Raw genomic sequence first — 22,383 nt, forward strand, 5'->3', positions numbered from 1 at the left:
ACATGTCAAATCAATTGCCCGTCATCAATTTAATGGGACCAACTGCGAGCGGGAAAACCGCTTTGGCATGTGAATTATACGAGCGTGGAAATTTTGAACTAATTTCTGTTGATTCCGCTCTTGTCTATAAAGATATGGATATTGGCACGGCTAAACCAACTCGTGAAGAGCAAGAACTCTATCCTCATCATCTTATTGATATTATTACTCCTCTTGAAGTTTACTCAGCTGCTCAGTTTGTTGATGATTCCTGCAAATTAATTGATGACATGCATTCACGTGGGAAAACTCCTATTTTAGTAGGAGGGACAATGTTGTACTTTAAGGCATTGTTAGAAGGATTATCTGGTAATTTACCAAGTGCTGATGCTGAAGTTCGGGCAACAATTGAACAAAAAGCGTTAAACGAAGGATGGCAAGCGGTTTATGATGAACTGGTTTCTGTAGATCCTGCTGCCGCTATAAAGTTTAATGTAACTGATAAGCAACGAATTATTCGGGCTCTGGAAGTTTATAAAATTACGGGTGAACCAATCACTAAATTGCAGGCAGAACAACCCAAAAACGTACCATATCGATACATATTTCATAACTACGCTTTACTTCCAGATCGGGTAGAATTACATCAACGCATTGAGCAAAGATTAAGCAAAATGTGGGATATCGGTTTTTTGAGTGAAGTTGAGGCTCTAATTGAAAAATACGATTTAGATGAAAATTTACCCTCAATGCGTTCGGTGGGTTATCGACAAGCACTAGAATTTCTATTAAAAAGTGACTTAAGTCTCAAAAGTAAACGTGAAATGGAGGATAAAGCTTTATTTGCAACACGACAACTTGCCAAACGTCAATATACGTGGTTACGTTCTTTGCAAGAAATACACGATTTTAAAACTTACTTGACGATAAAGCAGGCGAAAGAAGACTTGCGAAACTCTTATGGATAAAGCAAAATTTGCACACTGTCTTTTTATAATTTTTAGTTGAAAAATAAAGATAGTTTTTTTGCGCTGATTTAAAAATTTTTTTTGGAGTTAAAAATGTCTAAAGGTCAAACTTTACAAGATCCGTTCTTAAATTCTCTCCGTAAAGAACGTATCCCTGTTTCTATTTTCCTTGTGAACGGTATTAAATTGCAGGGTCATATTGAATCTTTTGACCAATATGTTGTTTTATTAAAAAATACTGTAAGTCAAATGGTTTACAAGCACGCGATTTCAACTGTTGTTCCAGCACGTAATCCACGTCCAGCAGGCGCACAAGGTACAGGCTTCCCAGCACAAGGCGGCACTCAAGGTGGTTTTGGTGGTCAAGGTAGCGGCTTTGGCGGCGCTCAAGGTGGCTTCGGTGGCGCTCAAGGCGGCTTCGGTGGCGCTCAAGGTGGCTTCGGCGGTCAAGGTGGTTTCGGTGGTCAAGGCGGTGGCTTCGGTGGTCAAGGTGGCTTCGGTGGTCAAGGTGGCTTCGGCGGCCAAGGCGGCTTCGGCGGTCATCAAGGTGGTTTTGACAACGATTCTAAATTTGAAGATGGTCAAGACGACGAAAATAATCGTTAATTGAAATCTAAAAAAGAAGCCAGTCAGATAATGACTGGTTTTTTTATGTGTATTTAAAAGTTAATCCAAAGCATTTAAACGGTCATGGATAGCGATTTGGCCATGATGACTAATATATTTAAATAGATAGGGCTTTAATTAATGATATTAATATTAGCTGCTGCTTTGAGCAGTGTCTTGGTGTCTATCCTATTAAAAAATTTAAAGAAAAAAGGTTATCAGCCATTACAGATGATTGCATGGAACTATGCAAGTGCTAGTCTTCTTTGCTTTTTGTGGTTTCAGCCCGATATCCAACATGTTTCAATAGTGCATACTCCATGGTGGTTAATCCTTGCCTTGGGGGTAATTTTACCTAGTATTTTTTTATGTCTTGCTAAATCACTAGAATATGCAGGAATTGTTAAAACTGAACTTGCACAGCGCCTTTCAGTTGTTCTTTCTTTGCTCGCAGCATATTTCTTTTTTCATGAGCAATTTAATGCATTAAAACTATGGGGAATAGGTTTAGGAATTCTTGCAGTTTTACTTGTTTTATTTGGACAAATGAAGTCTTTTTCCAATCATCAATCTAGAAAAGCAATTCTTGCTTTATTAAGTGTTTGGTGTGGTTATGCGGCAGTAGATGTTCTTTTAAAATATACAAGTAGTTTAGGCCTTCAGTTTACACTTACTTTAAATCTTATTTTTATTACAGCTTTTATATTGTCGATTTCATATTTATTACTACAGAAGACTCAAAAGTGGCAGTTTAAAAGTACGATAGCTGGGTTAATATTAGGAATACTCAATTTTTCAAATATTGCTTTATATGTAAAAGCTCATATTCTTTTAAAAGATTCACCTGCAATTGTTTTTGCGAGCATGAATATTCTTGTTGTGTTATTGGGAATTCTAAGCGGAGTGATTTTATATAAAGAAAAATTAAAATGGCCTACTATTTTGGGGATTCTTTTAGGAATAAGTGGGGTAGTTTGTTTAGCTAGCGCAATGGCTTGATAGTTCAAGAGAATAGAATCTCTTGAACTATAGAGATTTTTATAAATATGTGAAAATCACTTCATCTGGCAGACGTGATTTAGGAAGCTTAGCATTAAAGTCATTTTCGCTGCGATAGCCTAGAGAAACAATCACAGAGCTTCGTAAGCCTTTTTCAGTTAAACCTAGCTCAGTATTTAGAACTTCTTCATCAAATCCACCCATTGGAGTCGCATCGATGCCTTCTAAGCCCGCAGCAAAGAGTAGCTGTCCTAAAGCAATGAATGTTTGATTTTCCATCCACCCGAATAAATTTTTCTGTTCATTTCGGTAGAACTCGACGTAGCCATGGCGAGTATCTTTTTGACCTAATTTTGCTTTTTCATCTTTAAAACGGCCACTTAAATCATCTTGCTCAAGTAGTTGATTTAAGTACTCAGATGTAATATCCGTTTTTGTACAGAATACAAGTGTATGTGATGACTCAAGTACTTTAGGAGCATTGTAAGCATACTTTCCTGTTAATGCTTTTGCGATTCGTTCTTTAGCTGCAAGATTATCTGCAACTACAAAGTGCCAAGGCTGAATATTTACTGAAGATGGGGTAAAACGTAAAATTTCTAATAATTTCTTAATTTTTTCTTGAGGAATTTTCTTTTCAGAATCATACGCTTTTGTTGTATAGCGACTTTTAACCGTATTTAATAAATCCATACTTTACTCCATATCAGTTTTATAGCAATTAAGAGAATTTAATCTTTGCAATCATACGCTATTTTATTCAAAAACATTTCCTGTGTAGTTTGATAAAGAAATATAATTTCATATAAAGTTTTAGTAATCTATTGAAAATGATTGATTTAATGCCAACAGATGCAAAGAGTAAGCTGCGAGAATTTAGAATCGTTAAAGCCTTTATCATTTTTGCATTTATTTTGAGTCTTTTGATTTTATACATTGAGTATCACAATCATGCACATATAAGCTGGAAATTTGTATTTATTGCCAGTATGTGTGCGATTTACAATTTTGATTTAAATAACAAAATTAAAGAATTGAAAGTTCAAATAAAAAGTAACTAATTTTTAGTTAATAATTCCAGATAATCAATTCAAGCTGTTGCGTATTTGAAGATGGATCAATTTCCAAAATATAAGCTTGATCTTCACGCCAATCGCCAAGAACAATTCGTTGTTTAGCTTCTACCTTATGAAGTGAAGGGCGATGGGTATGCCCATGAATCAGTATATCTGCATCTTTTAAAGCAGAAATAACAGCTTGTTCATTCACATCCATAATTTCATAGCTTTTTTGCTGTTTATCTGCGGAGCTTCTTTTTCGAAAACCATTAACCAGTTTGGTGCGAAAACTCAGTGGTGTACGGCGTAAAAAAGCGACTAAGAGCGGGTTTCTAATAATTTTTTTAAATCTTTGATAGGAAATATCATCTGTACATAGTGCATCACCATGTTCTAGGCGGTACTGATGTCCAGCAATAGTGAGATAATAAATATCGGGTAGTAATACACCATTAAATTTATTGAGGAATACTTGATTTAAAGCAAAATCACGGTTGCCTACTTGAAAGTAAACCCGATTTCCTTTTTTGTTAAAGTCTTTTAATGCTTCAATAATTTCATCGAGCCATGGTGCCGAGTAATCATCGCCAATCCAAGCATTAAACCAGTCACCTAAAATATAAAGCTGTGTTTGTTTATTTTGATAATGCACCAATAAATCTAAAAACCCTCGAACAAGTCGAGGGTGTTCAGGTGACAAGTGTAAATCAGAGATAAACAGATAGGTCACAGCTTATTCCTAAAATTATTCAGAAATAATTTTAGCAGATTCGATTACCACGTTTTCTAAAGGAACGTCAGCGTGGTAACCACGGTTGCCAGTGCGAACGCCTTTGATCGCTTCAACAACATCCATACCTTCAACAACTTTACCAAATACAGCATAACCCCAACCTTGAGCAGTTTTAGAGGTATGGTTTAAGAAAGAGTTGTTTTTTACGTTAATGAAGAACTGTGCAGAAGCAGAGTGAGGTGCTTGAGTACGTGCCATAGCAATCGTACCAACGTCATTGCTTAAACCATTGTCAGCTTCGTTTTCGATAGAATCACGAGTTGCTTTTTCTTTGAAGTTTTCATCCATCCCGCCACCTTGGATCATGAAGCCATCAATGACACGGTGGAAAATAACGCCGTCATAAAAACCGTCACGTACATATTCTAAAAAGTTTGCTACTGTTTTTGGTGCTTTTTCAGTATTTAGTTCAAGAACAATACGACCTTTATTGGTGTTTAATTCGACTTGAGGAAAACTCATTACATTAATCTCCTAAACATGGGCTTATGACCATGGGTTTTTGGTTGAGAGAAGCATAAGCAAACTGTAAACTACAAGGCAAGTAAAAAACGTTAAAATCTTTGTGAAAAATGAAGATAGCGTTTAAATTTTTCGAAATTTATCTACAAAGAAGTGATTGATACACTATGAAGCCTAATGATGTTGTCTCGAGCCTGCCTAATAACCCGACACCGAATACTCATGCCTCTGTCGATTCTGCGCAGCAAGAACAACAGGCTGGCTTAGATTTTGTTCGCCAAGTCATTACTGATGATTTGGCTACGGGACGTGCAAAGCAGATCGTAACGCGTTTTCCACCAGAACCAAATGGTTATTTACATATTGGCCATGTAAAAGCGATTTGCTTGAACTTTGGTGTGGCTGAAGAGTTTGATGGTTTGTGTAATTTGCGTTTTGACGATACAAACCCTGATGCTGAAGAACAAGAGTATGTTGACGGTATTGCGAATGATGTGAAATGGCTTGGTTTTAACTGGAATGGTGAACCACGTTATGCATCGGGTTATTTTGATCAATTATATGCATGGGCAGTTCAACTTATTGAACAAGGCGATGCATATGTAGATTTACAATCTCCAGAAGAAATTAAGTTAAACCGCGGTAGCTTTGTTGAGCCAGGTAAAAACTCTCCATACCGTGATGCATCTATTGAAGAGAATCTTGCTCGCTTTGAAAAAATGCGTAGCGGTGAGTTTAAAGAGGGTGAAGCGGTTTTACGTGCCAAGATTGATATGGCAAGTACGAATGTACATATGCGTGATCCGATTTTATATCGCGTATTGCATTCAGAGCATCACCAAACTGGCGATAAATGGAAAATTTATCCAATGTATGACTATGCTCATCCATTGTCTGATGCGATTGAAGGGATTACCCATTCGCTTTGTACATTAGAGTTCCAAGATCACCGTCCATTTTATGACTGGATTGTAGAAAAAGTAAAATCTAAAGCTGTTCCGCATCAGTACGAATCTTCACGTTTAAACGTGGACTACACCATCACATCAAAACGTAAATTACGTAAATTGGTGGAAGGTGCGTATGTAAATGGTTGGGATGATCCACGTATGCCAACCGTAGTCGGTATGCGCCGTCGTGGTTTTACTCCTGAAGGTTTACGTGATTTTTGTAAGCGTGTAGGCGTGTCAAAAACTGACGGTATTGTTGATGTTGCAATGCTTGAGTTCTGTATTCGTCAATCTTTAGAAAATACTGCTGCGCGTGGTATGGCTGTTTTAAGTCCACTTAAAGTGACTTTAACTAATTTACCTGAAGATATGGATCTTACGCATGCTCGCCATCCTAATGTTGATATGGGTGATCGTGTGATTCCTTTAACCAAGGAAATCTATATTGATCGTAAAGATTTTGAAGAAGTACCGCCAAAAGGCTTTAAACGTTTAATTCCTGACGGTGAAGTGCGTTTACGCCATGCTTACGTGATTAAATGTGATGAAGTCATTAAAGATGCAAATGGTGAAGTGATTGAACTGAAATGTTCAATTGACCCTGAAACTCTAGGAAAGAATCCGGAAGGCCGTAAAGTTAAAGGCGTGATTCACTGGGTATCTGCAACTAAAGGGATTCCTGCTGAAGTGCGTATTTACGATCGTTTGTTTACTGAAGCCGCACCTGATGCAGATGATGACTTCTTGGCAAATCTTAATCCTGAATCATTAAAAGTGGTACAAGCTGTCATTGAACCAGCTTTGGCACAAGCGAATCCTGAAGATCGTTTCCAATTTGAGCGTGAAGGCTATTTCGTTGCTGATCAATATGATCATTCACCAGAGAAACCGGTTTTCAACCGTATTCTGGATTTGAAAGATAGCTTCAAGCCTGAGAAAAAGTAAGAGATTGATTATCTCTTACTTTTTCGCAAGACGAACAACATGTTGTGAGTAAACAGCCGAGATTGATTATCTCTTACTTTTTCTCAAGACGAGCAACACGTTGTGAGTAAATAGAAAATATTAAAAAAGCCCAACTATAAGGTTGGGCTTTTTTTCGGAGGTCTTCTCATCATAATATTCTTTTTCTTTATGATTTCGCTTCCTTGGCAAACAAGCTTAGGTAGGACTAATCACATAAAAATAAAGAACTAATAATAGAAGAAGCATAGTTGAAAGCATTAAATAAGTATTAACCGTATTAAAGCTTTTAATAAACTTCCAGATATCCATAGTAAATCAGCGTATATTTTATGTTACAAAATTAATAAATTTATAATACACGCAAATTAATAGTAAATGTTCCCAAAGATAGATTAATAATCTATCTTTGGATAAAAAATAAACATTCAGTTTATAAATATAATTTGATTAATATATTGGATTGTAGATTAATTTATATATTAACCACTATATCCAATGCGTTTTAGAAATTTTTGAATTACTTCAAATGCTGCATGTTCGAGTGCTTGAGCATATTGTAAGTTTTCTTCCCGAAGTTTTGGAATTGAGATATTAGCATTGCGAAGTTCGCATGTATGGCCAATCAACCATTTCTCAAAATTTTCTTCTGTCGTTTCAATATGGAATTGCAATGCAAGAATATTATTGCCAACTTCGAATGCCTGATTGGTATAAATATCTGAGCTAGCTAGTAGCACAGCATTTTCAGGCAGGTCAAAAGTATCGCCATGCCAATGTAGAACATGTACATTATTAAGCAAAGGAGATAACACCTGATTAGGACGTAAACTTAAGCTCAGTGGTCCCCAACCAATTTCTTTCTGATGCCCTGCATATACTTTTGCGCCAAGCGCATGAGCAATAAGCTGTGCACCTAAGCAAATACCAAGTGTAGGTTTATCTGCAGCTAAGCGTTGTTTGAGTAACGCGATTTCATCTTTTAAAAACGGATAATCTTCAGTTTCATAAATCCCGATTGGTCCACCTAAAATAATAGTTAATCCATCGTGTGAAAATGCAGGAGTTAAATCATCTACACCTGCTTCAAAATAACGGACGCGAAATCCGTGTTGATAAAAGACATCTTCTAATGAACCTAAGTCTTCGAAAGCAAGATGCTGAATGGCATAAATAGTTTTAGGGAAGGCGTTTGTTGTGTTCATACAAATGATTCATAGAAGATCAATAGGTGGAGTATAGCGATAAATATAAAGAAGAAAATATCTGTATAAATCGTCAATACCTGAAAATTGATATTTTTCGTTAAGATAATATCGTTATGCAAGGGATTATCTATTTTCCAATAAATCTCTTTGCATATTCCATTGCTTAAAATAATAGCTTTTGAGTTTCTTCAAAATCTATATTTGAAAGTTGATGCTCATCTTTTAGATTAACTCCTGAGAAACCAAGTTGTTTGGATTTTTTCATTAAAGCGATTAAACGTTGTACTGCAACTGGAATACTTAAACCTGCTGAGCGAACATTAGAAATACAATTACGTTTGGCATCGAGGCAGCCTGAATATGCATTCCATGTGTAGTAAATTCCCATACTGTCAGGAGAGCTTAAACCAGGGCGCTCACCGATGAGCATCACAAGCATGGATGCTTTAAATATTTCTGCGACTTCATCGCCTAATGCAACCCGACTGCCTGTCGCAATTGTAATTGGTGCAAGGCTCCAGTTTTCTTGCTGAATTTGTTCATTCAACATTGTAATGAATGGGATGGCATTTGCTTCAATCGCTCTTGCGGAGAGACCGTCACCGACCACAATACAAACATCATACTGTTGCGTGTTTTCTGCATACTTCCTAATTAAGGCTTCTTTTGATGGGTTTGAAAGCTGACGACCTAAATCTGGACGCTTAAGATAAATTTCTTTATTAGGGGCATTACTTTGTACATGAAGACTTTGCAGCTGCCTTAGCTGTAATTGTTCGGATAAATATGAAACATCCATATTTTGATAAACCGCATCTTTTGCTTGCGCATGAGACAACTGGAACTCAAGTAAGGCACGTGTTGGGATGCTACAACCAGCGCGTCCTAATGCAATGCGGGCATCAGTAAATTGTTTAAGTTTTTCCCACTGATCTTGATGGGTAGAGAAAGGGTATTGAATATCACGATTAAGTTTCATGGCGTTCTCCCTAGTTCATGAGCAGGCGAGAGAATTGGTCGGGCATGTGGTCTGCCCAACATATTTGGGAGTTTTGTTGTTTAAAAATACCTTGCTGTTCAAGCCATGCTGAAAACTCAGGAGCGGGTTTTAAACCGAGGAGTTGTCTTAAATAGAGGGCATCATGGAATGAAGTGGTTTGATAGTTGAGCATGACATCGTCTGAACCCGGAATCCCCATTATAAAGTTAATGCCCGCAGCACCAAACAGAGTAAGGAGAACATCCATATCATTTTGGTCGGCATCGGCATGGTTGGTATAACAAATGTCGCAGCCCATCGGTACTCCAAGTAACTTACCGCAGAAGTGATCTTCTAGGCCTGCACGTATAATTTGTTTACCGTTAAAAAGATATTCGGGACCAATAAAGCCGACGACTGTATTTACTAAAAGCGGATTGTATTTACGGGCGACTGCATAAGCACGCGTTTCTAATGTTTGCTGGTCAACGCCGTGATGTGCATTGCTGGATAACGCACTGCCTTGACCAGTTTCAAAGTACATGACGTTTTGTCCAATGGTTCCGCGCTTGAGTGCAAGTGTGGCTTCATATCCTTCTTGTAGTAAATCGAGTGAAATTCCAAAACCTTCATTAGCTAGTTGGGTGCCGGCAATTGATTGGAACATTAAATCAATTGGCACATTTTTTTCAGCAAGTTGAATGCCTGAGCTGATATGTGTGAGAACACAAGATTGCGTTGGAATTTGATATTCCTGAATGACATGATCAAGCAATTTTAGTAGCTCTGACAAATTATGAAGGTTATCTGTTGCAGGGTTAATGCCAATCACGGCATCACCATTGCCATACATCAAACCATCTAAAATACTGGCAGAAATACCGAGCACATCATCGGTCGGGTGGTTCGGTTGTAAACGGGTAGAAAGATGACCTTTTAAACCGATTGTGTTGCGAAATTGGGTGACCACTTCGCATTTGCTAGCGACATAAATCAAATCTTGATTGCGCATAATTTTGCTGACTGCAGCCACCATTTCTGGAGTTAAACCTGATGCTAAAGCTTTTAAGCTTTGAGCAGTGGCTTCTTCACCAAGTAACCAATTTCGAAAATCGCCTACTGTAAAGTGTGAAATAGGGGCAAAGGCTGCCAGATCATGTTCATCAATAATTAAACGGGTAATCTCATCAGTTTCATAATCGACCACAACGTCATTTAAAAAAGTTTTAAGCGGTACATCGGCCAAAGTCATTTGTGCCGCAACATGTTCGGTTGCATCTTTGGCAGCTACACCTGCTAACTCATCGCCTGAACGTAACGGTGTAGCTTTTGCCATCAAGGTCTTCAAGTCAGCAAAGTGATACTGTTGATTGGCGACAATATTGCGATAACTCATAGTTGAATCCTTTTTATAGTTCTTGTTCTGCGGCTTTAATATTTGCAAACTCTTCTTCTGGTGTACCTTTCACTAAATGATAACGGCTATAGAATAAAAAGTAAGCAATAAATACGATATAAATAGCGGCAGCAATAAACCAAACTTTCGGATTAACAACAAAGCCTGCGACCACAGCAGCGACTGCTAAAATCAGTGCAATGCTTGAAGTGAAGATTCCTCCAGGAGTTTTATAAGGACGAGGCATGTCGGGTTTAGATAGGCGTAGTTTGATGTGAGATAAAAGAATCAATACATAGGAAATGGTGGCACCAAAAACAGCGATTAAAATGAGTGAATCACCTTCTTTGGTAAGTGAAAGCAAGAACCCAATAATGCCCGGAATAATAATTGCGAGATAAGGGGCTTTATTTTTATTGGTTAAAGAGAGTGAAGTAGGTAAGTAACCAGCTCGTGACAGTGCAAAAATTTGACGGGAATAGGCATAGATAATTGAAAAGAAACTCGCGATTAAACCTGCTAAACCAACAAAGTTAACAAAAGTCGCAAGCCAAGTATTAGTGCCATACACTTTAACCAGAGCATCGACGAGGGGAGCACCAGAGTTTTGTAAAGTACTTGCACCCGCTGCACCTGCACCTAAGAATAAAATGAGCATGGCAAAGGCCGTTAAGATGAGCATTGCTCCGATTAAACCGCGTGGCAGGGATTTTGCTGGATCTTTTGCTTCTTCGGCGGCTAATGGCACACCTTCAACTGCAAGGAAAAACCAGATTGCAAAGGGAACTGCGGCCCAGATGCCTAAATAGCCATGAGGTAGAAAACGACTTGCACCAGCTGCTGTGCCAACTGGAATATCAAATAAATTTTGTGCATTAAAGTGTGGAATCATTGCGACAATAAACACAACCAGAGCAACAGCTGCGACAAGTGTAATGGCAAACATGATTTTTAAGGCTTCGCCAGCACCTTTCAGATGTATGCCCATAAAAATGGCGTAGCAGGCGAGGTAAATCATCCAGCCATTAATGCCAAATAAAGATTCGCAATAACCACCAATAAATACGGCAATAGCAGCAGGGGCAATTGCGTATTCAATTAAAATGGCTGTTCCTGTTAAATAGCCCCCAAAAGGACCAAAAGCAGCACGCGCAAAACTATAACCGCCGCCTGCTGTCGGCATCATGGTGGACATTTCTGACATAGAAAGACACAGGCACAGATACATGATTGCAGCGAGTGCAGTGGCAATAAACATCCCACCCCAACCACCTTGGGCTATGCCGAAGTTCCAGCCAGCAAAATCACCTGATATCACATAAGCTACGCCTAAACCAATCAGGAGTAACCAACCAACCGTACCTTGTTTGAGTTGACGCTGAGCAAAATATTCTGCTGATGAGACTTCTGTACTTGAAGAAATGACGGAAGCTGTTTCTGGTTGATTCATACAATACTCCTGCGAGTGGGTTTGTATGAATCAATGCAAAAGCAATGCCTAAATGAAGCACTTCAGAGAGTAGATGGAGCTTTTTTATTCTAAATGATAAAAATTCAAGCTTAACAATCGGAAATAAAGAAGCCAGCAATCTAAATTACTGGCTTCTTATATAATTAGTCATCTTACTTCTTTCTAGTATTGATAGTTTGGTATCAACTTGGTGCGAAACTTAGAAGAAGCCCATTGGTTTAGTTGAATAACTCACCAACAAGTTTTTAGTTTGTTGATAATGATCTAGCATCATCTTATGGTTTTCGCGGCCAATACCAGACTTCTTGTAACCACCAAATGCAGCATGTGCAGGGTAGATGTTGTAGCAGTTTGTCCAAACACGGCCCGCTTCAATAGCACGACCTGCACGATACGAAATGTGAGCTGAACGTGACCACACACCTGCACCTAAACCATACATGGTGTCATTGGCAATTTTAATTGCATCATCAAAGTCTTTGAACGTTGTCACAGCAAGTACAGGTCCAAAAATTTCTTCTTGGAAAACTTGCATGCCGTTGTGACCTTTAAAAATAGTTGGATCAACATAGTAACCATCGCCTACTTCTTTACGGCCGCTACCGCCAAGTAAGAGCTCTGCACCTTCTTCACGACCAGTGTTAATACAACGCAAGATTTTCTCTTGTTGTTGTAGAGATGCTTGAGCACCAATCATCGTTTCAGTATCAAGTGGATGACCAGTTTTAATACGTTTTACGCGCTCGACTGCCATCTCTAAGAACTGATCAGCAATACTTTCTTGTACTAAAGCACGAGAAGGACAGGTACATACTTCACCTTGGTTTAAGGCAAACATGGCGAAACCTTCAAGCGTTTTTTCTAAGAAGTCATCTTCTTTATCCATGATATCTTCAAAGAAAAGGTTTGGTGACTTACCGCCAAGTTCTAAGGTAACTGGAATAATATTTTCAGTCGCATATTGCATCACCATTTGTCCAGTTTGAGTTGAACCTGTGAATGCGATTTTTGCAATACGTGGGTTTGTCGCTAAAGGACGGCCGACTTCTGAACCGAAACCATTGACAATATTAAGGACACCCGGTGGTAAAATGTCTTGGATGAGTTCAGCCACCAACAAAATACCCACTGGAGTTTGTTCAGCTGGCTTAATCACAACACAGTTACCAGCTGCTAAAGCAGGTGCAAGTTTCCATGCTGCCATCAAAATCGGGAAGTTCCATGGAATGATTTGACCAACTACACCGAGTGGTTCGTGGAAATGATACGCAATGGTATCTTCATCAATTTCAGAGATGCCGCCTTCTTGAGCACGAATACATCCAGCGAAATAACGGAAATGATCAATCGCAAGTGGAAGGTCAGCTGCTAAAGTTTCACGTACTGCTTTACCGTTATCCCACGTTTCTGCAACAGCAAGCATTTCAAGATTTGCTTCTAAACGATCAGCAATTTTTAAAAGGATATTTGAGCGTACTGTTGGTGATGCTTTATTCCATGTTGCTTTTGCTTTGTGCGCTGCATCTAGAGCGAGTTCGATATCTTCGGCACTAGAGCGTGGAATACGTGTAAAAGCTTTTCCGTCAACAGGAGATACATTGTCAAAATATGCACCCTTTACAGGTGCTACCCATTCACCGCCAATAAAATTTTCGTATTGTGATTTAAATTGAACTTTTGAGCCTGGTTGATTTGGATCGATATAGCGCATATAAATATTCCTTTGCTTTTTAGGACTAAAGACTAACAAGAACCCTGTCAGTAGGTACTTTCGTACTTTGTATAATTAGGATATAAAGAAGAAGGTTGGAGAAAGGTTGGAATAGAAATGTGGATATATAAGGAATTTACAAATGTTCACAAAAAAGGATTTATTGCAGCAACGGACGTTGATTGATCAACTGCGCACGCAAAATAGTCTCTCTCCTCAGAATGCTGCCAAACTCGGCCAAAGTATTGCAAGCTCATGGGAACGATCAGCTTCTGCTGCGATTCCTAAAGAGCGTTTTGCGGCTCCTTTAGTCGAAAAAAAATTTGCTTCACAAAATGCTTTAGATATGGCTTTAAGTCAGTGTGCCGACGATTTACGTCATATTGCAGAGCAATCTTCAATGGTGATTGCTGTCGGCGATATCGGCAGTACGATTATTTGGACGGCAACAAGTGCTCAAATGCAAAGTGCAGCTGAGCGTGTTCACTTTGTGCAGGGTGGGCAATGGCGTGAAGAATTTGTTGGCACCAATGCATTGGCTTTGTCTTTAAAAACTCAGCAATCAAGTTGTGTTTTTTCTAATGAACACTATATGGAATCGATTCATGATTGGGTGTGCTATGCCGCGCCAATTATCGATCCATACTCAAAACAAACTCTAGGTGTCGTTGATTTATCGACTACTTGGAAGAACCATAATAGTTTAGGAATATTGGCTGCCGAACGTTGTGCATCAATTATTCAATCTGCCTTGCTAGAGCAGCAGCGTCAGCAATTACATATTCGTGCATTTTCGACGCCACAAGTTAAATTTAATGGCAAAAGTTTGTTATTAACACCGCGTCAAATTGAAATTTTGACGATATTGGCCTTATGTCCACATGGCTTAACTTTAGAGCATCTTTATCAGGCGCTCTATGGCGAACGTAAAGTCAGTATGGGGACGCTTAAAGCTGAAATGTCTCAACTTCGAGATATTTTGGGTGGTTTACTTGGATCTCGGCCATATCGTTTGCTTGTACATGTTGAAGCCGATTTTTTACAAGCTGAACAAGCACTGGATGCGGGATATGCGGCTTCTGCTTTGCAGCTTTACACAGGTGTTTTTCTGGCAAAAACGGAAAGCCCGTTTTTATGTGCATGGCGTGATTGTCTTGAATCGCGCTTGAGCGATGCAATTTTTAAAACGCAAGAAACAGATTTATTACTTAAGCATTTAGCTCATTTCCCTGAAGCAATCGATGCGGTAGAACGGCTTATGGAGTTAGTACCGAGTGAACATCCCGCGCATCAATTGCTGATGAAATACCTTGACTCACCTAAGCTCAGTTAAGTGATTTTTTGATCCAGCCACTGGAACAATTGTTGATAGACTTGTTCTCGTACTGGCTGGGCTGAAAGGACTAAATCATGCAAGCCATTGTGAATAGAGACAACAGAGACATCACCTTTGATTTTTTTGCCAAATTTTTCAATGTCTTTAACGTCTAAAATTACATCGCTTTGAGTCGCATCGGCTCCCCATTTTTTAGGATTTTTAGTCTGATGAGAATGCATAATCAGTGCGGGAACATTCAGTTTAACTCCGCGATGTATTTCTTTTTGTGCTGTATGAATCGCATGTAGAAAGCTGAGTTGAACCGTAGGGGCAGAGGTAGGTTTCCAGTCCAGATTAAAGTCCCATTCGCCCTTGAGCTGTTTGTGAAGGCTCGCGGTGTACCATTTGTTCAGTTGGCTTGGGAATTTAACTTTAGGTAGATATTTTCCTACTCGACTGAGTACTGGAATACCAAACTTCTTTTCGACCAAGCTTAAATTAAAGTCATAAAATGGACTATTCGTCCATAGCACTTTAATAAGAGGATGGTTCGGGTGATGGGCAGCATAAAGCGTTGCTGTCAAACCGCCAGTCGAGTGGCCTGCAAGCAATACTTGAGTGTGCTGTTCTTTAGCAATGATATCTAATGCTTGAGTAATTTCGGCATCGTATTCACTTAAATCAAGCACATTATAGAAGATTTGATGGGGTAGCTTGGAACGACCATATTTTCTTAAATCTAGGGCATAGAAGTCATAACCATGCGCGTTGAATTGTTCAGCCATTTCAGTTTGAAAGAAATAATCTAAAAAACCATGAATATACAGCACGGCTTTTTGAGTCGATTGAGCAGCCTTTTTACGCACTAAGGTAGCTACAACTTTTCCTTCGTAATCATTAGGAAAGTTGAGTGTAAGCTGTTCGTAGCCAGTACCTAAAATATCTGGAACATAATTTTGATTAGCTGAGGATGTATTCATTTTTATCGAGCTATTGTAATTAAGACATGCTGAGTATCCTTCAATGAAATGGGCGAATTGTCAATCAGGTTTAGAGGTTGGATTGGAATAGAGGTTTAAAAAAAGGGAATACCGCTGGAGCTAAGTATTCCCCAAAAAGTAAGTCAACGGTCGGAGGGGTTTGACTTACTAGAGGGATGTGCCATTACATCAAGATTAAAGTGCTGCTTTGAAAATCTCCACAACTTGTGCATGATTTGCTTTACGTGGATTGGTCAGCATACACGCATCTTTTTGAGCATTATCGGCCATAACTGCAAGGTCTTCAGTTTTTACGCCTAGCTCTGTTAATCCAGATGGAATACCAATGGATGAAGACAGTTTACGAATGGCATCAATTGCAGCATATGCAGCTTCCATCACCGTCAGTCCATGAGTTTTTACACCCATTAAATCTGCGATTTTTGCGTAGCGATCTGGACAAGCAATTAAGTTAAATTCACAGACGTGTGGTAACAAGATTGCGTTACATACGCCGTGAGGTAGGTTATAGAAACCGCCCAATTGATGCGCCATTGCATGTACATAGCCTAGAGATGCATTGTTAAATGCCATACCAGCCAAGTACTGTGCATAGCTCATTGCATCACGTGCTTCGATATTTTCACCGTTTGCTACAGCAGGTTGTAACCATTGACTAATCATGGTGATAGCTTTTTCTGCACACGCATCGGTAATTGGATTGGCTGCTGTAGAAACATAGGCTTCAACAGCATGGGTTAAAGCATCCATACCTGTTGCAGCCGTTAAACCAGCCGGTTTTGCAATCATGAGTTTCGGGTCATCAATTGCAATGAGTGGGGTACAACGCCAGTCGACAATTGCCATTTTTACGTGAGTGTCTGTATTGGTAATAATACAGAAACGGGTCATTTCAGATGCTGTACCAGCGGTTGTGTTGACTGCAATCAATGGCGTCATTGGTACCTTACTTTTATCGATACCTTCGTAATCACGAATATGACCACCACCAGCAGTGACTAGGCCAATCCCTTTTGCACAGTCATGAGATGAACCACCACCTAGCGATACAATAAAGTCACAGCCATTGTCGTTATAGGCATTTACACCGTTATGAACATTAATATCGGTTGGGTTGGGTTCTGCACCCGGAAAAATATGGCTTGCAACGCCTGCTTCAGTTAAATAGTTCGCGATAAGATCTGCAACACCAAATTTAAATAAGCCTTCATCGGTCACAATTAATGCTTTTTTTGCGCCGAGGTTTTGTGCCTTTGTACCAATTTCTTTAGCACATCCTGGTCCAAAGAGTGATACGCATGGAATATAAAAACCGTTTGTTTGATCTGCAATATTTTTAAAAGCCATGGAGTGATTCCTTCTTCCATAAATCCATTGTTTGTTATTACAGGTGAGCCTCACCATGGCCTTAGTATTGTGATGTGAAGTTTATTTTCCTACCTACCAAAAACCTACCAAATATTATTTTGTTTTTAATTATTGATTTATATGTGCTTTTTAGAAAGTTTGGCACATTCATTTAATTTTTTCGGGAAAATCGTTAAGCTATGGGCTGTTGAAGATGTACATATGAGATTATGAAACAGGAAACTGCGCTTAAACTGCTTAAAGCAGGTGAAAATGTCTTTTTAACCGGTTCGGCTGGTGCAGGGAAAACCTATACACTTAATCAGTACATCCAATACTTAAAAGCACGTAAAGTGCCTGTGGCAATTACGGCATCTACAGGTATTGCAGCAACACATATGAACGGTATGACCATTCATACATGGGCTGGCATTGGCATTAAAGATCTGTTAACTGACGACGATCTAAAACGCATGAAAGAGCGTAAATATCTCAAGGAACACCTTGAAAATGCGCAAGTTCTTGTAATTGATGAAATCTCGATGCTACATGCGAAGCAGCTCAATCTGGTCAATCAAGTCCTAAAATATTTTAAAGAAAGCGACGAAGCATTCGGTGGTATTCAAGTCATTGTGGCTGGAGATTTCTTCCAGTTGCCGCCTGTAGGACGTAATGGTGAAGCCAACCGTGACAAGTTCTGCTTTATGTCAGATGCATGGGTCGAAGCCAAATTCCGTGTATGTTATTTAACGGAACAACACCGCCAAGATGATGAAATTCTGAACCAGATTTTAAATGCCATTCGTGCGCAAAATATTCAAGCAGATCATTTGCAAGCACTGCGTCAATCACGAGCACATGATATTGGTGAGACCTTTACTCGTCTTTATACGCACAATATGGATGTCGACAATATCAACTATCAGCATTTAAATGAAATTGATAATGAAGGGCATCAATTCAATGCTGTTTTAGATGGTAATGAAAAGTTATTAGAAACTTTAAAATCTTCAGTGCGTGCGCCAGAAGAACTCACACTTAAAAAGCATGCCAAAGTCATGTTTGTAAAAAATAACTTTGATATGGGCTATATCAACGGAAGTTTGGGTGAAGTCATCGGCTTTGAGGAAGATGACGAAAATGGCTTACTACCAAAGGTCAAACTAACCGATGGCACGACTTTGCTAGTTGCCCCTGAAACTTGGTCCGTTGAAAATGAAGCAGGCAAAGTGATTGCAAGTTTTCAACAAATTCCACTTCGTTTAGCGTGGGCGATTACCATTCATAAAAGCCAAGGGATGACTTTAGAAGCCGCTGAAATTAATCTCATGAATACCTTTGAAAAAGGTCAGGGTTATGTTGCATTGTCGCGCTTAAAATCTTTAACTGGTCTAAAATTATTAGGTATTAACGAGCAAGCTTTAGAGTTAGACAGTTTAGCTGTCAAAGCCGATCGCCGTTTCCAAGAGCTTTCAAAAGAAGCCGAAGACAACTTTGCAGATGTAGATTTAACGGCTCAGCATAAAGCGTTTATTCGTCACTGTGGCGGCACCTTGAATGAAACCGAGATTTCTCGTAATGAGAAGAAACTCGCAAAAGGTGGCAAGCAAAATTACGCTACGGCAACTTTAGATGAGACACGTGTTTTGTTTGAAGAAGGCTATGAGATTGAAGACATCGCGCATGAACGTGGTTTAACCCCAGCGACAATTATTAATCACTTGGCTCGACTTCATAAAGAGCAAAAGCTAGATATTTCGGTTGCTCATCCAGGTGAAGAAGTGGTCGAAGAAATTCGTAAAATTTATAAGAAGCTGAAAAAGCGCCAAAATCCAGATCATTTTTCTGATGATGGTTCGATCAAACTAAGACCAATTGTTGAAGCAACCAGTCCTCGAATGGGATATGATCAGGTCCGATTAGCTTTATTATTTATTGAATAAAGTTTAATTCGCTTAATGACTTATTATATAAATTGAGGTGGCTATGCCGCACGTTGTAGTTGATTATTCAGAAAATTTAACTGGATTAAACGCAAAACAATTACTTGAAGAAATTAATACCACACTGATTGAAACAGAGCTATTTAGTCCAGAAGACATTAAAAGCCGTGCGCGTAAAGATGATGTTTTCCTCATAGGTTTGGGAGCCGAACAGGCTTATATTCATGCAAAGGTCTATATTTTGTCGGGAAGAACGGCTGAACAAAAACAGCTTATGGGTGAGCAGTTATTAGCGGCGCTTAGTAATAAAAAATATCTACAACAAGAGTTTAATAAAGAAATTCAATTGTGCGTTGAGCTTGTCGATATGCCAAGAGAAGATTATTTCAAGCAAGTTGTATAACACTAAAAAGCGCAATTTCGATCAAGAATAGCGATTAGCACTATGTAAAAGTAGTGCTATCGAATGGACAGAAATCTACTTACTTTTAAAGTGAGTCTAGCGTGATATAGGCATAACCTAGATTATGCCAGTATCTCTAAAAGCTTAATATCTGCATATTGCTCAATCAAGTTGTCATCTAGCATATGGATGTAATCCATAAAGATGGTGCTAAAACTTCCCATAGTTTGCGCTTGATTTGCAGCAAGTTTACCTGCAATCGCAAAATGAACATGAGCTGAAAGAGCAGCAATGGTTGGCGTCGTCACAGCGCTATATGCTGCAATTAACGCACCTAAAGCACAGCCTGTTGCAGTAATTTTTGGTTGTAAAGGACTTCCGCCGTTCACTTGAATAACGACGTCTAATTCTTTAGATAAAATATAATCTGACTCACCTGAAATAGCGATACAGTCCGCATGTGCTAATAGTGTATAAGCCTGTTGATAGGCTTGATCACTACTTAGAGTACTATCGACACCTTTAGATTGAACTTGGTTGCCTGCAAGTGTACTAATTTCTGAAGCATTACCACGAATAATGCTTGGCTTGAACTGTAAAAGCTCGTCTGTCATTTGACTACGCCAAGCTAAAATTGGTCCATAGCCGACTGGATCAAGCACCCATGGAATGCCATTGAGCTGTGCAGTCTTGGCAGATATTTGCATGGCTTGCATTTGCTCTGAAGTCGGGGTGCCTAAATTGATGCTTAAAGCCGATGAAATTTTGGTAAAACTTTCTGCTTCATAAGGATTATCGATCATGGCAGGTGAAGCACCAGAAGCAAGTAAAACATTGGCTGTATAGTTGGCCGCGACGCTATTGGTAATGCATTGCACAAGAGGCGTCTTTGCCTGCATGTTTTGCCAAGCGTCAATTACCTGCTCAATCAAAGTCGATGCTGATGTCATATTATTATCCTTATTAAGCCAAAGTGATTGTAGATTTAGTGAGTAAAATAATGATCTTGATGCTTACATCTTTGGCAAATTAAGGAAACATAATCTGCTGCATCATAATCAACACTTAAATCGTTTGAACCACAATGCATACAACGTTTAACTGAATAAAAGTTTAATCGAGGTTCAATTTTTCGCCATGCTTTCCAGACAGGTTGTACAAAGATCTGTTCGTCGTAACCTAAGAAGCGGTTAAGTAAAATATAACTCATTTTACTGTAGGGAATATTGTGAGGACGAGGCAACATTGAGGTTTCCCACTTTTCAGCTAAGGCTCTCTCGCGATATTGCTCTAAGGTTTTCTTCAACAAATTGGTGTTAATAAATTTTTCATTACGCGGCTGTAGGGCTTTCTGTTTATAAAGATACTCAAGTGCGGTTTGAATTAAATAATAAATCTGACCAATTGCCAATGAATCCATTAAACGATAACAAAAAGTTTGAAAATTAGAGCTTCCTGCAATTTGAATGCCCCAAGTTCGGCAATAGAATTGCATAAACTGAATAATCTCTTGATAGAGCACCTGAAAAAGTACGTCTTTTACTTCATCGGCACTACGAAACGGAATACCAAGACTTAAATTTTCATAAAACCAGTGGCGTAGTTGCTGAGCTACACTAAATAAACTTGGGTCACTATAACCGTCCAAGCGAATATTTAAATAAAAGCACTGAGGTTCATCAGCTTGATCTTGGGCGTTTAAAATTCCATCTTTATGGAGTTGCTTAATCAGATAGTTTTGAAAAATCCAGTTCGGGGTAATAGAGTGATATTTAATTTGGTCCCAGTGAATGTATTCGTCATGAGCAACATCGTCACGTGCATAGTCATCAAGCAAGCTAAGTAAAAAAAGTTTATGCAAAAAACTGAGGTGTTCCAGACTACGTTGTGGTTGCTCTTTTGACTTAAACTGGCGTTGTTCTTGTAGGCGTGTTTGCTGTAAAAGCTTTTTCCGTTGTTTTGTGCATGTTTCACAATGGCAAGTCATTTTCGTGTCTTTAAAAACACGGTGCTGACAATGACTGCATTCATGAAACTGAATGTCTTGCTCAAATTGCTCGGCATCTACCCAGTACATTGAAGCTTGGCAGAGAGGACAATGGCTACTTTCATCTAGCTGTTTCTGTAGAATTTGTAAGACCATTTTGCTCCGAACGCTTAAATCTATCATGACTGACTTATTATACACAGCCGCATTGCCGATAGCTGAGATTGTCTTTTTGTTTGGTGCAAAAATAGAAAACCTAAAGTCTTTGTTTTAACTTTAGGTTTTCATAAGGGGTTAAAATTTAAAATTAAACAGGGCACGGCAAGCTCTCATCATTCTGTCCAAGCTTTTTGGCATTGATAAGTGCCTGCACTTTTTTACTTGGTAATTTTACTTTACCTAAAGCATCATAAGTATTGACGATAGAGGTTACCTCCTGAGCTGTAATAGAAATACCTTCCGCAGATAAAAACACCGCAATCACATGGTGATCGAGTCCTGCTGCGTCTAGATCATGAATTGCTTTAATATTTTCTAAACGATGAAAATGTGCTTTTAATTCCATACTGACACCTCTTGTTCTGATTGAAATATTTATATTGGTGTATTAATGAAGGCAAGAACCATGCCCAAAATGTAAGCTGACTCTAAAAAATGTTAAAAGCTGAAGTGGTTTTATTTTTATTGTATAGATTGATTATATAAGCAACGATTATCGTAAATTTGGTCTAATCTGTGCTAATAAAAGACGATTCTAATTTGAAATGTATAAATGAAGTCCCATTAATTTTATAAAGGTAAACAAACACGGTATGTATGAATGTATATGATCAAGTTCATA

General features: G+C 38.8%; 21 protein-coding genes. 8 read left to right on the forward strand and 13 right to left on the reverse strand.

The window, feature by feature from the left end; translation table 11 throughout:
* Nucleotides 1-2 precede the first annotated feature (2 nt).
* The 3 genes from miaA (at nucleotide 3) to AC52J8_RS06980 (ending at nucleotide 2,552) form a co-directional block, all read left to right on the forward strand.
* Nucleotides 3-947, forward strand: a complete 945-nt coding sequence (gene miaA, locus AC52J8_RS06970; protein WP_014207098.1) for a tRNA (adenosine(37)-N6)-dimethylallyltransferase MiaA — start codon at nucleotides 3-5, stop codon at nucleotides 945-947.
* A gap of 93 nt (nucleotides 948-1,040) precedes the next feature.
* Nucleotides 1,041-1,553, forward strand: coding sequence for an RNA chaperone Hfq (hfq, locus tag AC52J8_RS06975; protein ID WP_068557462.1), 513 nt, complete (start codon nucleotides 1,041-1,043; stop codon nucleotides 1,551-1,553).
* Between the two features lie 141 nt (nucleotides 1,554-1,694).
* The gene (locus AC52J8_RS06980; protein ID WP_086399557.1) at nucleotides 1,695-2,552 is read left to right on the forward strand and encodes an EamA family transporter; all 858 of its coding nucleotides are present in this window, start codon (nucleotides 1,695-1,697) and stop codon (nucleotides 2,550-2,552) included.
* 39 nt (nucleotides 2,553-2,591) lie between these two features.
* Here AC52J8_RS06980 and nfsB read toward each other — a convergent pair whose 3' ends face one another.
* Nucleotides 2,592-3,245 carry an oxygen-insensitive NAD(P)H nitroreductase gene (gene nfsB / locus AC52J8_RS06985; protein ID WP_014207095.1) on the reverse strand — a complete coding sequence of 218 codons (654 nt, stop codon included), beginning with the start codon at nucleotides 3,243-3,245 and terminating at the stop codon, nucleotides 2,592-2,594.
* Nucleotides 3,246-3,382: 137 nt separating this feature from the next.
* Here nfsB and AC52J8_RS06990 point away from each other — a divergent pair, with 137 nt between their 5' ends.
* The gene (locus AC52J8_RS06990; protein ID WP_060464640.1) at nucleotides 3,383-3,613 is read left to right on the forward strand and encodes a hypothetical protein; all 231 of its coding nucleotides are present in this window, start codon (nucleotides 3,383-3,385) and stop codon (nucleotides 3,611-3,613) included.
* A 7-nt stretch (nucleotides 3,614-3,620) separates the two neighbouring features.
* On the opposite strand, the gene AC52J8_RS06995 is transcribed toward AC52J8_RS06990, so the two are convergent.
* Together AC52J8_RS06995 and AC52J8_RS07000 are read right to left on the reverse strand one after the other, a co-directional pair.
* Nucleotides 3,621-4,340: a UDP-2,3-diacylglucosamine diphosphatase gene (locus AC52J8_RS06995; RefSeq protein WP_086399556.1), complete on the reverse strand. Its 720-nt coding sequence runs from the start codon at nucleotides 4,338-4,340 to the stop codon at nucleotides 3,621-3,623.
* Nucleotides 4,341-4,355: 15 nt separating this feature from the next.
* Complete coding sequence (locus AC52J8_RS07000) at nucleotides 4,356-4,865, reverse strand: peptidylprolyl isomerase (RefSeq protein WP_002122280.1); 510 nt, start codon at nucleotides 4,863-4,865, stop codon at nucleotides 4,356-4,358.
* Nucleotides 4,866-5,032: 167 nt separating this feature from the next.
* Between AC52J8_RS07000 and AC52J8_RS07005 the strand changes: the two genes are divergently transcribed.
* Nucleotides 5,033-6,760, forward strand: a complete 1,728-nt coding sequence (locus AC52J8_RS07005) for a glutamine--tRNA ligase/YqeY domain fusion protein (RefSeq protein ID WP_017385407.1) — start codon at nucleotides 5,033-5,035, stop codon at nucleotides 6,758-6,760.
* A 500-nt stretch (nucleotides 6,761-7,260) separates the two neighbouring features.
* On the opposite strand, the gene AC52J8_RS07010 is transcribed toward AC52J8_RS07005, so the two are convergent.
* The 5 genes from AC52J8_RS07010 to exaC all read right to left on the reverse strand — a co-directional run bounded on the left by AC52J8_RS07010 (nucleotide 7,261) and on the right by exaC (nucleotide 13,543).
* Nucleotides 7,261-7,983 (reverse strand): glutamine amidotransferase, encoded by a 723-nt coding sequence (locus tag AC52J8_RS07010; protein WP_086399554.1) that lies wholly within the window; start codon nucleotides 7,981-7,983, stop codon nucleotides 7,261-7,263.
* Between the two features lie 166 nt (nucleotides 7,984-8,149).
* On the reverse strand, nucleotides 8,150-8,965 hold the full coding sequence (eutC, locus tag AC52J8_RS07015) for an ethanolamine ammonia-lyase subunit EutC (protein ID WP_086399553.1): 816 nt from the start codon (nucleotides 8,963-8,965) through the stop codon (nucleotides 8,150-8,152).
* Nucleotides 8,966-8,975: 10 nt separating this feature from the next.
* Entirely contained in the window at nucleotides 8,976-10,361 is a 1,386-nt protein-coding gene (locus AC52J8_RS07020) for an ethanolamine ammonia-lyase subunit EutB (RefSeq protein WP_086399552.1), read from the reverse strand.
* Nucleotides 10,362-10,374: 13 nt separating this feature from the next.
* The gene (eat, locus tag AC52J8_RS07025) at nucleotides 10,375-11,811 is read right to left on the reverse strand and encodes an ethanolamine permease (protein WP_086399551.1); all 1,437 of its coding nucleotides are present in this window, start codon (nucleotides 11,809-11,811) and stop codon (nucleotides 10,375-10,377) included.
* A 220-nt stretch (nucleotides 11,812-12,031) separates the two neighbouring features.
* Complete coding sequence (gene exaC / locus AC52J8_RS07030) at nucleotides 12,032-13,543, reverse strand: acetaldehyde dehydrogenase ExaC (protein WP_004791594.1); 1,512 nt, start codon at nucleotides 13,541-13,543, stop codon at nucleotides 12,032-12,034.
* Between the two features lie 142 nt (nucleotides 13,544-13,685).
* Here exaC and AC52J8_RS07035 point away from each other — a divergent pair, with 142 nt between their 5' ends.
* Nucleotides 13,686-14,876 carry a helix-turn-helix domain-containing protein gene (locus AC52J8_RS07035; protein ID WP_086399550.1) on the forward strand — a complete coding sequence of 397 codons (1,191 nt, stop codon included), beginning with the start codon at nucleotides 13,686-13,688 and terminating at the stop codon, nucleotides 14,874-14,876.
* Here AC52J8_RS07035 and AC52J8_RS07040 read toward each other — a convergent pair.
* Together AC52J8_RS07040 and mdh are read right to left on the reverse strand one after the other, a co-directional pair.
* Nucleotides 14,873-15,841: an alpha/beta hydrolase gene (locus AC52J8_RS07040; protein ID WP_086399549.1), complete on the reverse strand. Its 969-nt coding sequence runs from the start codon at nucleotides 15,839-15,841 to the stop codon at nucleotides 14,873-14,875. The two genes, AC52J8_RS07035 and AC52J8_RS07040, sit on opposite strands and share 4 nt — an antisense overlap.
* A gap of 195 nt (nucleotides 15,842-16,036) precedes the next feature.
* Entirely contained in the window at nucleotides 16,037-17,209 is a 1,173-nt protein-coding gene (gene mdh, locus AC52J8_RS07045) for an iron-dependent methanol dehydrogenase (protein WP_086399548.1), read from the reverse strand.
* 230 nt (nucleotides 17,210-17,439) lie between these two features.
* Between mdh and AC52J8_RS07050 the strand changes: the two genes are divergently transcribed.
* Nucleotides 17,440-19,152: an AAA family ATPase gene (locus AC52J8_RS07050; RefSeq protein ID WP_005073697.1), complete on the forward strand. Its 1,713-nt coding sequence runs from the start codon at nucleotides 17,440-17,442 to the stop codon at nucleotides 19,150-19,152.
* Between the two features lie 43 nt (nucleotides 19,153-19,195).
* On the forward strand, nucleotides 19,196-19,555 hold the full coding sequence (locus tag AC52J8_RS07055) for a 5-carboxymethyl-2-hydroxymuconate Delta-isomerase (RefSeq protein WP_057062398.1): 360 nt from the start codon (nucleotides 19,196-19,198) through the stop codon (nucleotides 19,553-19,555).
* A 122-nt stretch (nucleotides 19,556-19,677) separates the two neighbouring features.
* Here the strand turns inward: AC52J8_RS07055 and thiM are convergent, their stop codons facing one another.
* The 3 genes from thiM to AC52J8_RS07070 all read right to left on the reverse strand — a co-directional run bounded on the left by thiM (nucleotide 19,678) and on the right by AC52J8_RS07070 (nucleotide 22,107).
* Nucleotides 19,678-20,505, reverse strand: a complete 828-nt coding sequence (gene thiM / locus AC52J8_RS07060; protein WP_005073703.1) for a hydroxyethylthiazole kinase — start codon at nucleotides 20,503-20,505, stop codon at nucleotides 19,678-19,680.
* A gap of 35 nt (nucleotides 20,506-20,540) precedes the next feature.
* Complete coding sequence (locus AC52J8_RS07065; RefSeq protein WP_197738984.1) at nucleotides 20,541-21,698, reverse strand: hypothetical protein; 1,158 nt, start codon at nucleotides 21,696-21,698, stop codon at nucleotides 20,541-20,543.
* A 151-nt stretch (nucleotides 21,699-21,849) separates the two neighbouring features.
* Entirely contained in the window at nucleotides 21,850-22,107 is a 258-nt protein-coding gene (locus tag AC52J8_RS07070) for a hypothetical protein (RefSeq protein ID WP_005068647.1), read from the reverse strand.
* Nucleotides 22,108-22,383 lie beyond the last annotated feature (276 nt).

Source organism: Acinetobacter sp. S-1 (assembly GCF_059579785.1).